The 12,530-nt window shown below is 60.4% G+C and carries 17 protein-coding genes and 1 tRNA gene; 17 read left to right on the forward strand and 1 reads right to left on the reverse strand.

Annotated features, from left to right (window positions below; all coding sequences use genetic code 11):
* The first annotated feature begins 29 nt into the window (after nt 1–29).
* From hisF to tatC, 8 genes are all read left to right on the forward strand, one after another.
* On the forward strand, nt 30–803 hold the full coding sequence (gene hisF, locus M0D65_RS30295) for an imidazole glycerol phosphate synthase subunit HisF (protein WP_266255793.1): 774 nt from the start codon (nt 30–32) through the stop codon (nt 801–803).
* A 1-nt stretch (nt 804) separates the two neighbouring features.
* Complete coding sequence (hisI, locus tag M0D65_RS30300) at nt 805–1,212, forward strand: phosphoribosyl-AMP cyclohydrolase (protein WP_091019757.1); 408 nt, start codon at nt 805–807, stop codon at nt 1,210–1,212.
* A gap of 5 nt (nt 1,213–1,217) precedes the next feature.
* A complete protein-coding gene (locus M0D65_RS30305; RefSeq protein WP_091019927.1) occupies nt 1,218–1,583 on the forward strand; it encodes a phosphoribosyl-ATP diphosphatase in 366 nt (121 codons plus the stop codon).
* Nucleotides 1,584–1,640: 57 nt separating this feature from the next.
* Nucleotides 1,641–2,036 (forward strand): DUF4870 domain-containing protein, encoded by a 396-nt coding sequence (locus M0D65_RS30310; RefSeq protein ID WP_266255794.1) that lies wholly within the window; start codon nt 1,641–1,643, stop codon nt 2,034–2,036.
* 42 nt (nt 2,037–2,078) lie between these two features.
* The gene (locus M0D65_RS30315; protein WP_266255795.1) at nt 2,079–2,444 is read left to right on the forward strand and encodes a histidine triad nucleotide-binding protein; all 366 of its coding nucleotides are present in this window, start codon (nt 2,079–2,081) and stop codon (nt 2,442–2,444) included.
* A gap of 240 nt (nt 2,445–2,684) precedes the next feature.
* Entirely contained in the window at nt 2,685–2,918 is a 234-nt protein-coding gene (gene tatA, locus M0D65_RS30320; protein WP_091019761.1) for a Sec-independent protein translocase subunit TatA, read from the forward strand.
* A 37-nt stretch (nt 2,919–2,955) separates the two neighbouring features.
* Nucleotides 2,956–3,480 (forward strand): Sec-independent protein translocase protein TatB, encoded by a 525-nt coding sequence (gene tatB / locus M0D65_RS30325; protein WP_266255797.1) that lies wholly within the window; start codon nt 2,956–2,958, stop codon nt 3,478–3,480.
* A gap of 37 nt (nt 3,481–3,517) precedes the next feature.
* Nucleotides 3,518–4,303, forward strand: coding sequence for a twin-arginine translocase subunit TatC (gene tatC / locus M0D65_RS30330; RefSeq protein ID WP_091019763.1), 786 nt, complete (start codon nt 3,518–3,520; stop codon nt 4,301–4,303).
* Between the two features lie 99 nt (nt 4,304–4,402).
* On the opposite strand, the gene M0D65_RS30335 is transcribed toward tatC, so the two are convergent.
* Nucleotides 4,403–5,623, reverse strand: a complete 1,221-nt coding sequence (locus M0D65_RS30335; protein WP_091019764.1) for a Do family serine endopeptidase — start codon at nt 5,621–5,623, stop codon at nt 4,403–4,405.
* Nucleotides 5,624–5,641: 18 nt separating this feature from the next.
* Here M0D65_RS30335 and M0D65_RS30340 point away from each other — a divergent pair, with 18 nt between their 5' ends.
* The 9 genes from M0D65_RS30340 (at nt 5,642) to M0D65_RS30380 (ending at nt 12,049) form a co-directional block, all read left to right on the forward strand.
* Nucleotides 5,642–6,391, forward strand: a complete 750-nt coding sequence (locus M0D65_RS30340) for a Nif3-like dinuclear metal center hexameric protein (RefSeq protein WP_091019765.1) — start codon at nt 5,642–5,644, stop codon at nt 6,389–6,391.
* 206 nt (nt 6,392–6,597) lie between these two features.
* A complete protein-coding gene (gene petA / locus M0D65_RS30345) occupies nt 6,598–7,218 on the forward strand; it encodes a ubiquinol-cytochrome c reductase iron-sulfur subunit (RefSeq protein WP_091019770.1) in 621 nt (206 codons plus the stop codon).
* Nucleotides 7,218–8,597 carry a cytochrome bc complex cytochrome b subunit gene (locus M0D65_RS30350; protein ID WP_266255799.1) on the forward strand — a complete coding sequence of 460 codons (1,380 nt, stop codon included), beginning with the start codon at nt 7,218–7,220 and terminating at the stop codon, nt 8,595–8,597. Before petA ends, M0D65_RS30350 begins: the two co-directional genes overlap by 1 nt.
* Before the next feature lie 22 nt (nt 8,598–8,619).
* Nucleotides 8,620–9,387, forward strand: a complete 768-nt coding sequence (locus tag M0D65_RS30355) for a cytochrome c1 (protein ID WP_096722881.1) — start codon at nt 8,620–8,622, stop codon at nt 9,385–9,387.
* A 94-nt stretch (nt 9,388–9,481) separates the two neighbouring features.
* On the forward strand, nt 9,482–10,093 hold the full coding sequence (locus tag M0D65_RS30360; protein WP_090537322.1) for a glutathione S-transferase N-terminal domain-containing protein: 612 nt from the start codon (nt 9,482–9,484) through the stop codon (nt 10,091–10,093).
* An 85-nt stretch (nt 10,094–10,178) separates the two neighbouring features.
* On the forward strand, nt 10,179–10,694 hold the full coding sequence (locus tag M0D65_RS30365; RefSeq protein WP_266255801.1) for a ClpXP protease specificity-enhancing factor: 516 nt from the start codon (nt 10,179–10,181) through the stop codon (nt 10,692–10,694).
* 19 nt (nt 10,695–10,713) lie between these two features.
* Nucleotides 10,714–10,789 (forward strand) — tRNA-Thr (locus M0D65_RS30370).
* A gap of 160 nt (nt 10,790–10,949) precedes the next feature.
* Nucleotides 10,950–11,753, forward strand: coding sequence for an alpha/beta fold hydrolase (locus M0D65_RS30375; protein WP_266255802.1), 804 nt, complete (start codon nt 10,950–10,952; stop codon nt 11,751–11,753).
* A gap of 149 nt (nt 11,754–11,902) precedes the next feature.
* Nucleotides 11,903–12,049 (forward strand): hypothetical protein, encoded by a 147-nt coding sequence (locus M0D65_RS30380; protein ID WP_266255803.1) that lies wholly within the window; start codon nt 11,903–11,905, stop codon nt 12,047–12,049.
* The last annotated feature ends 481 nt before the right edge of the window (nt 12,050–12,530 follow it).

Below are 12,530 nucleotides of genomic sequence, written 5' to 3' on the forward strand. Positions count from 1 at the left end.
CTGCGAAATACGCAAGCATTGGCAAGATCATGGCTCTAGCTAAACGCATCATCCCCTGTCTCGACGTCACGGCCGGCCGCGTGGTGAAGGGCGTCAACTTCGTCGAACTGCGCGATGCGGGCGACCCGGTCGAAATCGCGCGGCGCTACGACGAACAGGGCGCCGACGAACTCACCTTCCTCGACATCACCGCCACCTCCGACCATCGCGACCTGATCCTGCCGATCATCGAAGCGGTCGCATCGCAGGTGTTCATCCCGCTGACGGTTGGCGGCGGCGTGCGCGCGGTCGAAGACGTGCGACGCCTGCTGAACGCTGGCGCGGACAAGATCAGCATGAACTCGTCGGCGGTGGCGAATCCGCAGCTCGTGCGCGATGCCACCGACAAATACGGCTCGCAGTGCATCGTCGTGGCGATCGACGCAAAGCGCGTATCCGCCGACAACGAAGCCCCGCGCTGGGAAGTGTTTACGCACGGCGGCCGCAAGGCGACTGGCCTCGAAGTCGTCGAGTGGGCGCGCAAGATGGCCGAACTCGGCGCAGGCGAAATCCTGCTCACCAGCATGGATCGCGACGGCACCAAAAGCGGCTTCGATCTGGCGCTCACGCGTGCTGTGTCGGACGCGGTGCCGGTATCGGTGATCGCGTCGGGCGGCGTCGGCTCGCTGCAGCATCTCGCCGACGGCATCAAGGATGGACATGCCGATGCGGTGCTGGCCGCGAGCATCTTCCACTATGGCGAACACACGGTCGGTGAAGCAAAGCGCTTCATGGCCGGGCAGGGCATTTCCGTGAGGCTGTAACGTGACGAACTCTTCAGGCAACTGGCTCGACAAGGTGAAGTGGGACGCGAACGGCCTCGTGCCGGTGATCGCGCAGGAAGCCTCGAGCAACGACGTGCTGATGTTCGCGTGGATGAACCGCGAAGCGCTCGCCAAGACCATCGAAACCGGCCGCGCGGTGTACTTTTCGCGCTCGCGTCAGCGGTTGTGGTTCAAGGGCGAAGAGTCGGGCCACGTGCAGCACGTGCATGAAGTGCGGCTCGATTGCGACGAAGACGTGGTGCTGCTGAAGGTCGAACAGGTGTCGGGCATCGCCTGCCACACCGGCCGTCACTCCTGCTTCTTCCAGAAATTCGAAGGCACCGTCGACGACGGCGACTGGGCAACCGTCGAGCCCGTATTGAAAGACCCCGAGCACATCTACAAATGACGCAAATCTCCCAATCGACAAACGACACGCTGCTGCGCCTCGCGGCGGTGATCGATGGCCGCAAGGGCGGCGACCCGGATGCTTCGTATGTGGCGCGCCTGTTTCACAAGGGCGACGATGCGGTGCTGAAGAAGATCGGCGAAGAGGCGACCGAAGTCGTGCTCGCCGCGAAGGACGTGCGCCAGGGCGGCGCGCCGACTGCGCTGGTCGGTGAGGTGGCCGACCTGTGGTTTCATTGTCTCGTGATGCTGTCGCACTTCGATCTGAGCCCCGCGGACGTCCTCGCGGAACTCGAACGGCGCGAGGGTACGTCGGGCATCGAGGAAAAAGCGCTGCGCAAGAGTCGTGAGCGCGAAGAGAGCGGTGACTGAGCGCATCGTGCAGCTAGCTTGCTTTGCCGATGGATATACCTGAAGGAGGACGCAAGCATGGAACAGTCGCAGGGCGGTTATCCGCCGCCGTCTTACCCCGCTGAACTCGATGCCGAGCAGGAGCGCAGGCTGCGTACGCTGACGCACGTCCTGTACGGGCTGTACGCGGTGCACTTCCTGACTGGCGGCGTGTCGGTGCTCATTGCGATCATCATCAACTACCTGAAGCGGCAGGATGCGGATGGCACACCGTACGAAGCGCATTTCACGTGGCAGATCCGCACGTTCTGGTTCTGCCTGCTTGGCTATGTGATCGGCGGGGTGCTGCTTTTCGTGGTGATCGGCATTCCAGTGCTCTGGGCTGTCGGAATCTGGACGTTGTACCGTATCATCAAAGGCTGGCTGTATCTGTACGACAACAAGCCGCTGCAGAATCCGCGTAGCTTCTTCTAACGTTGCGTTAGAAGTCGCACGCGCCCGCGTACCAGGAAAACCATGAGCCACGATCCGAACTGCCTTTTCTGCAAGATCGCCGCCGGCGAGATTCCGTCGACCCGCGTGCACGAAGACGACGAGTTCGTCGCGTTCAAAGACATCCATCCTGCCGCCGAAACGCATGTGCTGGTGATCCCGCGCAAGCACATCGCAACGCTGTCGGACTGCACCGAAAGCGATGCACCGCTGCTTGGTAAAATGATGATTCTGGTCGCGCGGCTCGCGAAGCAGCTCGGCGTAGCCTATACGGGCGGAGAAACCGGTTTTCGTACGGTGATTAATACGGGTCCCGGCGGCGGGCAGGAGGTGTATCACCTGCATGCGCATCTGATCGCGGGGCCGCGTCCGTGGCAGCGGATGGGGTAAAAGCGCGCTAGATCGGCATAAATCGCCGGTTTTTCGCATCCAGTACGGTTTTCGGGCTGCGCAGGTACGACCGGAGATTTTTGTATCTCTGTAACGCCGCCGACGCGATCGCACGCGATAATGGCGCGCCGCCCGGGTCGGGCAGTAACAGAAGGACGAAGCCTCGGCTTCGCAACAGGCCGCAAGGCACACCGTGTTCCGTTGCGTCGATACGCAACAGCGGGGTTAAGGAGAGTTTTCATGGGTTCGTTGAGTATTTGGCACTGGTTGATCGTTCTGCTGATCGTCGCGCTCGTATTCGGCACGAAGAAGCTGCGTAACATCGGCACCGATCTGGGTGGAGCGGTGAAGGGCTTCAAGGAAGGTATGAAGGAAAGCGAAACGGCCGACGCAACGCAGCGCGAACTGCCGCGTAGCGGCACCGTCGATGTCGATGCAAAAGAAAAAGCGCCGAATGCCGGCGACTCCCGCTAAGCCGCGGCCACTCGCGCACTGACGGATATCACGCTTCATGCTCGATCTCGGTCTTACCAAGATGGCGCTGATCGGCGTCGTCGCACTGGTCGTGCTCGGGCCGGAGCGCCTGCCGCGCGTCGCACGCACCGCGGGCGCGCTGTTCGGGCGCGCGCAACGCTATATCAACGACGTCAAGGCGGAAGTCACGCGCGAGATTGAACTCGACGAACTGCGCCGCATGAAGACCGAGTTCGAATCGGCAGCGCAGAACGTCAGCAACACCGTGCACGACAACCTGCGCAAGACCGAAACCGAACTCAACGATGCATGGAGCGCGGGCACCTCGGTATCGTCCGACATGGCGAGCGCTTCGAGCGATTCCGGTTTCTCGGACGGTGGCGTGTCGTGGCGCAGCAGCTTTGCAGCGCCGCCAAAACGCAAGAACTGGCGCGTCAAGCAGACCGCGGCACCGACCTGGTACAAGCGTGCGACGTTACGCCGCACCCGCGTGCAATCAGGGGCGGCACGGGTGGCGCGCCACACGCCGGTGAGCCTGCGTCGTCCGACCCGCTTCTTCTGATGTCCCGCGCCTCCCCCATCTCCTACCGAGGGCCGTTGTGAGCGACCCGCAACAAACCCAGACTGAAGGCAACGAAGAGACCTTCATCTCGCATCTCGTCGAACTGCGCGACCGTATCATCCGCGCCGGCATTTCGGTCATCGTCGTATTCCTCGGGCTGGTTTACTGGGCGCCGGACATCTTCAGGCTGCTCGCGCGGCCGCTGATGATGAACCTGCCGGCCAACGGCAAGATGATCGTCACCGACGTCACCGGCTCGTTCTTCGTGCCGATGAAGGTGACCATGCTGGTGGCCCTGGTGATTGCGCTGCCGGTCGTGCTGTACCAGATCTGGGCGTTCGTCGCGCCGGGGCTGTACCAGCACGAAAAGAAGCTGGTCATGCCGCTCGTCGCCAGCAGCTATACGCTGTTTCTGTGCGGCATGGCGTTCGCGTATTTCGTGGTGTTCCCGACCATCTTCCACGTGATGGCGCACTACAACGCGCCGCTCGGCGCGGAAATGAACACCGACATCGACAATTACCTGAGCTTCGTCCTGACGATGTTCGTCGCGTTCGGGGTGACGTTCGAGGTGCCGATCGTCGTCGTGCTGCTCGTGCGCATGGGCATTCTGACGGTGAAGAAGCTCAAGGAGATCCGGCCGTATGTGATCGTCGGGGCGTTCGTCGTATCGGCTGTGGTTACGCCGCCTGACGTGTTCTCGCAGCTGATTCTCGCGGTGCCGCTGATCGTGCTCTACGAGGCGGGGATCATCGCGGCGCGGCTCTTCGTCAAGAGGCCGGAGCCGGTATCGCCGGACGAGGAACCGAAGAGCGAGAGCTGAACGGTATCCACTGAACGAGAAAGGGCAGCTACGCGAGCTGCCCTTTTTGTTTGGTGCGCGGATCATACGCACCGCGTGCATCGCGCACGGCGCTGCCGCTTAGCCGCCGTCGTCGTCGTTATCGTTGCTGTTGTCGTCGGTTGCCTGCTTCGGCGGCGGTGGCCGCTTGCCGATCGTCACGTTCAGGTCCTGCTCACGATTCTTGCGCACCACATGGACCTTCGCGTCGGCGCCCGGCTTGATCTGCGCGATCACGTTCAGCAGACTCGTCGTGTCGGTGATGTCCTGCCCGTTCACGCTCATCAGGATGTCGCCGGGCTTGATGCCCGCCTTGTCGGCCGGTCCGCCCTTCAGCACACCCGCGACGATCGCCCCCGACTTCTGCTCGAGCCCGAACGACTCGGCGATTTCCGGCGTCACGTCCTGCGGCTCGACGCCGATCCAGCCACGCGTGACCGAGCCCGTCGTGATGATGCTTTCCAGCACGGTGCGCGCCGTCGACACCGGAATCGCGAAGCCGATCCCGAGCGAGCCGCCCGAGCGCGAATAGATGGCGGTATTGATGCCGAGCAGATTGCCGTTCACGTCGACCAGCGCGCCGCCCGAGTTGCCCGGGTTGATCGCCGCATCGGTCTGGATGAAGTTTTCGAACGTATTGATGCCGAGGTGGTTGCGGCCGAGCGCGCTGACGATACCCATCGTCACGGTCTGCCCGACGCCGAACGGATTGCCGATCGCGAGCACGACGTCGCCCACGCGGGTCTGATCCATCCGGCCGAGCGTGATGGCGGGCAGATTCGTCATGTTGATCTTCAGCACGGCCAGATCGGTTTCGGGATCGACGCCGATCACTTTCGCGTTGGTCGTGCGGCCGTCCGACAGCGCGATTTCGATCTGGTCCGCGCCGTCGACGACGTGCTGGTTCGTTAGAATGTAACCTTCCGAACTCACGATGACACCCGAGCCAAGATTCGCCGCGGGCTGATCCTGTTGCTTGCGGTTGTTGTTCTTGTCGCCGAAGAAGTAGCGAAACAGCGGATCTTTCGCCCGCGGGTCGGGCGGCAGCGATCCGTCCTTGCTGGAAAACACGTTGACGACCGCGGGCATGGCCTTATGCGCCGCGTCTGCATACGACGCCTGCGCAGGACCGCCGCCGATGCCTGGCGCCACTTCCCGCAGCGCGACGATCGGTTCGGCGAGCTGCTTGCCGAACTGACCTTGCCGCTGCAGCCATTGCGGCTTGAGGGTCGCAACGATGAACATCAGCGCCAGAAGCACGGTCACCGCTTGGGCGAAGAACAGCCAGAAGCGTCTAAGCATCTGAAATTAGAGGTTTATATGGATCGGATCGAACTCGAATTGTACTTGAACAACGTTCTGGAAACGGCGCGGTTCAAGGACTATTGCCCCAATGGGCTACAGGTGGAAGGGCGCCGGCGGGTCAAGAAGCTCGCAACGGGCGTCACGGCTTCGCTGGCGTTTCTCGAAGCGGCGCTCGAATGGGGCGCGGACGCCGTGCTGGTCCACCACGGCTATTTCTGGCGCAACGAGGCGGCGCCGATCACCGGACGCAAATACCGGCGGCTCAAGCTGCTGCTCGCCAACGACCTCAATCTGTTCGCATACCACCTGCCGCTCGACGACCATCGCGAGTACGGCAACAACGCGCAGCTGGGCGCCCGGCTCGGCCTGATCGCCGACGACATCCGCTTCGGCGACAACCAGCTCGGCTGGCTGAGCACGCTGCCGATGCCGCTCTCGCTTGCCCACTTCACCGCGGAGGTCGAGCAGACGCTCGGCCGCACACCGCTCGTATTCGGCGACCCCGACCGCGAACTACGGCGCATCGGTTGGTGCACCGGGGCGGCACAGGGTTACTTCGACGCGGCGATCGACGCCGGCGCCGACGTCTACCTGACCGGCGAAGTATCTGAACCGGTCGCGCACACGGCGGCGGAAAGTGGCGTCGCGTTTATCGCGGCCGGCCATCACGCCACCGAGCGTTACGGTGTTCAATCACTCGGTACGCATATTTCCGAGACGTTCGACGTCGAGCATCTATTTATCGATATCGATAATCCGGTTTGATTACCGACCGAAAAGGTTCGAAAACGGAGGGAACGCTTAAAAGGAGCCGACAAAAAGTTTGTTATGTGTCGGTGGAAACCCTGGCGCATCAACGACTTCGCACGGTTTTTGGCAATCGGCCCTTGTAAATGCTGACTCCATTCGAGCAAACTAGCGGCGGTAGAAGAGACGTGAAGGAAAAATCCAACTCAGAAGTGGGGCTTGTGATGCGAGACAAGGAAGATGAGCGCGTCGACAACAGCCGTCGTACCTGGCTGATTGCGACGACCGTAGCAGGTGGTATTGGAGGCGTTGCCACTGTCGTACCCTTTGTTAGTTCGTTTGCACCATCTGAAAAAGCAAAAGCAGCCGGAGCACCGGTCGAAGTCGATATCAGCAACCTGAAGCCTGGCGACATGCTCACCGTCGCGTGGCGCGGCAAGCCCGTCTGGATCCTGAACCGCACCGACGAAATGCTCGCCGACGTCCAGAAAGCCGATAAAGAACTAGCCGATCCCCATACAGATCATCCGTTTTCGATGCCCCTGCCGGAGTACTGCAATAACGAATTCCGCTCACGGGCCGAACACAAGAACATTCTTGTCGTCGTCGCGGTGTGCACGCATCTGGGCTGCACGCCGACGCAGCGCTTCCAGGAGGGCCCGCAGGCCAATCTTCCCGACGACTGGCCAGGCGGCTTCCTGTGCCCGTGTCACGGCTCGACCTATGATCTCGACGGTCGCGTCTTCAAGAACAAACCTGCGCCGCAGAACCTCGATATCCCGCCCTATATGTTCACGTCCGAGCATTCGGTTGTGATCGGCAGGGACGAGAAAGGAGAAGCGTAATGGCGACCGAACACGAGGTAGAGACGACCGGGCTGCTTGGATGGATCGATCGGCGGTTTCCGCTGACGTCGACCTGGAAGAAGCACGTTTCCGAGTACTACGCGCCGAAGAACTTCAATTTCTGGTACTTCTTCGGCTCGCTGGCGCTGCTGGTGCTGGTCAACCAGATCGTCACCGGCATCTTTCTCACGATGAACTACAAGCCCGATGCGACGCTCGCGTTCGCTTCGGTCGAGTACATCATGCGGGACGTGCCGTGGGGCTGGCTGATCCGCTACATGCACTCCACCGGCGCATCGATGTTCTTCGTCGTCGTGTATCTGCATATGTTCCGCGGCCTGCTGTACGGCTCGTACCGCAAACCGCGCGAACTGGTGTGGGTCTTCGGCTGCGCGATCTTCCTGTGCCTGATGGCCGAGGCGTTCTTCGGCTACCTGCTGCCCTGGGGACAGATGTCGTTCTGGGGCGCGCAGGTGATCGTGAACCTGTTCTCGGCGATTCCGTTCATCGGTCCGGATCTGTCGCTGTGGATCCGCGGCGACTACGTCGTGTCCGACGTCACGCTGAACCGCTTTTTCGCGTTCCACGTGATCGCGATCCCGCTGGTGCTGATCGGGCTGGTGGTGGCGCACCTGGTGGCGTTGCACGAAGTCGGCTCGAACAACCCGGACGGCATCGAGATCAAGGCGAAGAAAGATGCGAAGGGTATTCCGCTCGACGGCATCCCGTTCCACCCGTACTACTCGGTGCACGATTTCCTCGGGGTCTGCGTATTCCTGATGATCTTCGCGGCGATCATTTTCCTTGCACCGGAAATGGGCGGGTACTTCCTCGAAGCCAACAACTTCATCCCGGCCAACCCGCTGCAGACGCCGCCGGAAATCGCCCCGGTCTGGTACTTCACGGCGTTCTACGCGATGCTGCGCGCCACCACCGATCCATTCAAGATCGTGCTGATGATCGTGATCGCGCTGCTCGGCGTGCTCGCGCTGATGCGGGCGCGCGGCAAGTGGCGCCTGGGTCTGCCGGTGCTGGCCGTGCTGGTCATTCTGGCCATGTACTTCACGCAGTCGAAGTTCTGGGGCGTGGTGGTGATGGGCGGCGCGGTGGTATCGCTGTTCTTCCTGCCGTGGCTGGACCGCTCGCCGGTGAAGTCGATCCGTTACCGGCCGCTGTTCCACAAGGTGTTCTACGGCATCTTCGTGCTGATTTTCCTGACGCTGGGATTCCTCGGAACGCGCCCTGTATCGCCCGCCGCGACGTTGATTGCGCAGATCTGCGCCATCATCTACTTCGCGTTTTTCCTCGGCATGCCTTTCTGGACGCGGCTTGGCAAGTTCAAGCAGCCACCTGAGCGCGTGCAGTTCAAGCCCCATTAATGCGAGCGAGGAGAACACGAAGATGAAAAAAGTACTTTCGACGCTCGCGCGCACCGGCGTGGCAACGCTGACCGTCGCGCTGGCGATGCTGGGCGCGCCGGCCCACGCGGACGAAAATTTTCCGCTCGACCGCGCGCCCGATAACACCGAAAATCTCGTCTCTTTGCAGCATGGCTCGCAAATATTTGTAAATTACTGCCTGAGTTGTCATAGTGCGAGCCTGATGCGCTACAGCCGGTTGACGGATCTCGGCATTTCGCAGAAGGAAATCGAGGCCAACCTGTTGTTCACGACCGATAAGGTCGGCAACACGATGACCGTGGCCATGCGGCCCGACGACGCGAAGGAGTGGTTCGGTACCGCGCCGCCTGATTTATCGGTGGAAGCGCGGGCCCGCAATCGCGACTGGCTGTACACGTATCTGCGCAGTTTCTATCGCGACGACACGCGGCCGACCGGCTGGAACAACATGGTGTACGCCAACGTGAGCATGCCTCACGTGTTGTGGCAGCTGCAGGGGCAGCGCACCGCGACGTTCGAAGATGTGGTCGACTCGGAGAATGGCGAGAAGATCCACAAGTTCACCGGCTTCAAACAGGTCACGCCGGGGACGTTATCGGCGGTAGATTATGATGCGTCTGTGGCCGACCTCGTGGCTTATATGTCGTGGATGTCCGAACCCACGCAGAAAACCCGCAAGCAGCTTGGCGTCTGGGTGCTCCTGTTCCTCGGCGTCCTGAGCTTTTTGGCGTGGCGATTGAACGCCGCGTACTGGAAAGATATCAAATAGTCACGCCCTGACAGGCGTGGGGCCGGCGCCAGGAAAAACCTGCAGGACGGTTTTTCCGCGCGCTGGCCCTTCAGTTTTTTGAGGAAATGTAAATATGATGGTTCTGTATTCCGGCACAACTTGCCCGTTCTCCCAGCGTTGCCGGCTGGTGTTGTTCGAAAAGGGCATGGACTTCGAGATTCGCGACGTCGACCTGTTCAATAAACCGGAAGACATCGCGGTGATGAATCCGTATGGTCAGGTGCCGATTCTCGTTGAACGGGATCTGATTCTGTACGAATCGAACATCATCAACGAGTACATCGACGAACGCTTCCCGCATCCGCAGCTGATGCCCGCCGACCCGGTGCAGCGCGCCCGCGCCCGCCTGTTCCTGCTGAACTTCGAAAAGGAACTGTTCGTGCACGTCGGCACGCTCGAAAACGAAAAGGGCAAGGCGGCCGAGAAGAATCACGAGAAGGCACGCATTGCCATTCGCGATCGTCTGACACAGCTCGCACCGATCTTCCTGAAGAACAAGTACATGCTCGGCGAAGAGTTCTCGATGCTCGACGTTGCGATCGCACCGCTGCTGTGGCGTCTCGATCACTACGGCATCGAACTGTCGAAGAACGCAGCGCCGCTGATGAAATACGCCGAGCGTATTTTCAGCCGTCCGGCGTATATCGAAGCGCTGACGCCTTCGGAAAAGGTGATGCGCCGCTGAGAGCCGGCCTGACGGACCGCCGGTATGGCGCGAATGAGCGTCATGCCGCGGGCCGGCAAGCCTGGGGCAAGGAAGAGGACCGTTGATGCAAGAGATTTCCACCAAGCCTTATCTGCTTCGCGCGCTGTACGAGTGGTGCACGGATAACGGCTACACACCGCACATCGCGGTGCGCGTCGATAACCAGACGCGCGTGCCGCGGCAATTCGTGCGCGACAACGAGATCGTACTGAACATCAGCTTCGAGGCGACGAGCCAGCTGCAGATGGGCAACGAATGGATCGAGTTCAGCGCACGCTTTTCCGGCAAGTCGCACAAGATCGAAGTACCGGTCGCTAACGTGCTGGCTATTTACGCGCGGGAAAATGGGCAAGGCATGGCGTTTCCCGTCGATTCGGCGGGTGGCGAGGCGACGGATTCGGGTGCTGACGAAGCGTTGCCCGCGGACGATGCCGCAACGACCGGTGAAGGTGGTGGGCTGAAGGTGGCGGATGCGCCGTCGCCAGCACCTGCCGCTGCCGACGGTGAGGACGATACACATCGTCCCGACGACGATGGATCGAAGGGCGGTGGAAGAGGTCACCTCAAGGTCGTGAAATGAAGTAAAATCACGGCCTCATGCCGGCTTAGCTCATCAGGTAGAGCGCTTGACTTGTAATCATGAGGTGGCGGGTTCGAGTCCTGCAGCCGGCACCAAATTCAACGTCATCGAAGTTCGATGACGTCAAAAAACCCCGAAAATTCAGCGAATTTCCGGGGTTTTTTGCATCTGCGAGCGGGAAATTGTCCGGAAGTCGCTGCAAAAATTGCGGGTATATTCGCTGATACCGAAACTCCCGATGTCGGTACCCACGCCGTGTCTCGCACCACCCCTATTCCCGATGATCCACGACAACCGCAATTCGCCGCGCTGGCGTCCGGCCGCGTCGCCTATGCCGTATCGGGGCACGGCGGCGCTCCGACCGTCGTGCTCGAAACCGGCCTGGGCGCGGAGAGCGCCGAATGGCAACCCATCCAGTCCGCGCTTGCGGCGCACTGCACGGTGTTCCGTTACGACCGGCTGGGACGCGGAGCAAGCGATCTCCCGCTGACCATACGTCACGCCGGTCATCTGATCGACGAACTGCACGCTCTGCTACAGGCGACCGCAATGCCGCCGCCTTACCTCATCGTGGGTCATTCGTTCGGCGGACTGCTGGCACGTGGGTTCGCCCAGCGCTATCGCGACGAAATGCACGGGCTCGTGCTGGTCGAATCCATGCATACGCGTCAGTTCGCTGTATTCGGCAATGCGTTCCCTGCGCCGAGCGAATCGGACACACCCGAACAGACACGCATGCGGACATTCTGGGCAGGCGAGTGGCGCGTACCCGACGCGACGCCGGAGCGCATCGATCTGCCCACCAGTCTCGACATGTATCGCGAGATCGCGCCGCTCGGCGATCTGCCGGTGACGGTGATCACCGCCGGCTCTTTCGCGAATTCACAATTCTTTCCCACCGCGACACGAGATGTGCTGCAAGCACACTGGGAAGACCTGCAGCGCGAACTGCTACAGCTATCGAAGCAGGCACACCAGATCATAACGCCGGCAAGCCAGCACTTCGTCCAGCGCGACGATCCGGATGTCGTGATCAAAGCGGTGCTGGCCATGCTGTGAAATCGTAGCGACGCGAGTTTGACAATAGTTGTCAGTTGCATCTCCGACGACCTGATATCTTTGCATCCCCTGAAAATTCACACGAACAGGCGATGCGAACGTGCGCCAGCAGGACTCGCACGCGCGGAAATGATCGAAGGAGTTTGCTCATGTGTCGTACCACGATCGTGATTCGCACGTTGTGCGTGATTGCCTTTGCCCTCGTCGGGCTGCTCACGGTCCTGGCGGTGGTGACCGATACATCGAGCGCGTGCGATGGCACGACGCGTACCGCTGACGCTACAGCACGGCAATAGCGCGCAGTCAGAATTGCATGCGGAAGCGATCGGCACAGGTGTCTGTCGCCTGGGAAACTCGCACAACCCATTCGCCCGGATTGCTCTTTAGCACATCGTATTCAATACAATTATTCTTTGTCACATTGAATCAAGAATAGCCATTTTTGGCACAGCGATTTCAATAGATAAATTGCCTGTTGCAATGAATTTGGCACAATGATTTTTTAGCACATCGAATTCGACACGGCCTTGTTTTTGGCACATTTAAGCGGCCTTTTGGCACATATTTTCGCCGCTATCTTTCCTCTCGTCTCTATCTCTCCCGCATACGCGCGAGCAGTGAAATGACCATTGCATGCAACGCCTTTCTGCGCGGCCATCCAGTGAGCATCGATCGTCCCTTGTATCTTCGTCGGCGTGACGATTTAATTCATAAATATTATCGAATTCTTATAAAAAGATATGTCGTAATTCGATAAGAAAAGATTGAGGCTTCTGA

Source organism: Paraburkholderia sp. CHISQ3 (assembly GCF_030464945.1).
In the GTDB taxonomy this organism is placed as follows: Bacteria; Pseudomonadota; Gammaproteobacteria; order Burkholderiales; family Burkholderiaceae; genus Paraburkholderia; species Paraburkholderia megapolitana.

Bases quoted from the DNA above. Each gene is read 5' to 3' on its own strand.
- M0D65_RS30315 (WP_266255795.1), top strand. From the start codon at position 2,079: ATGAGCCACGATCCGAACTGCCTTTTCTGCAAGATCGCCGCCGGCGAG.
- M0D65_RS30340 (WP_091019765.1), top strand. From the start codon at position 5,642: ATGGATCGGATCGAACTCGAATTGTACTTGAACAACGTTCTGGAAACG.
- petA (WP_091019770.1), top strand. From the start codon at position 6,598: ATGCGAGACAAGGAAGATGAGCGCGTCGACAACAGCCGTCGTACCTGG.
- M0D65_RS30335 (WP_091019764.1), bottom strand. From the start codon at position 5,623: ATGCTTAGACGCTTCTGGCTGTTCTTCGCCCAAGCGGTGACCGTGCTT.
- tatB (WP_266255797.1), top strand. From the start codon at position 2,956: ATGCTCGATCTCGGTCTTACCAAGATGGCGCTGATCGGCGTCGTCGCA.
- tatA (WP_091019761.1), top strand. From the start codon at position 2,685: ATGGGTTCGTTGAGTATTTGGCACTGGTTGATCGTTCTGCTGATCGTC.
- M0D65_RS30365 (WP_266255801.1), top strand. From the start codon at position 10,179: ATGCAAGAGATTTCCACCAAGCCTTATCTGCTTCGCGCGCTGTACGAG.
- M0D65_RS30350 (WP_266255799.1), top strand. From the start codon at position 7,218: ATGGCGACCGAACACGAGGTAGAGACGACCGGGCTGCTTGGATGGATC.
- M0D65_RS30380 (WP_266255803.1), top strand. From the start codon at position 11,903: ATGTGTCGTACCACGATCGTGATTCGCACGTTGTGCGTGATTGCCTTT.
- M0D65_RS30355 (WP_096722881.1), top strand. From the start codon at position 8,620: ATGAAAAAAGTACTTTCGACGCTCGCGCGCACCGGCGTGGCAACGCTG.
- M0D65_RS30360 (WP_090537322.1), top strand. From the start codon at position 9,482: ATGATGGTTCTGTATTCCGGCACAACTTGCCCGTTCTCCCAGCGTTGC.
- hisF (WP_266255793.1), top strand. From the start codon at position 30: ATGGCTCTAGCTAAACGCATCATCCCCTGTCTCGACGTCACGGCCGGC.
- M0D65_RS30310 (WP_266255794.1), top strand. From the start codon at position 1,641: ATGGAACAGTCGCAGGGCGGTTATCCGCCGCCGTCTTACCCCGCTGAA.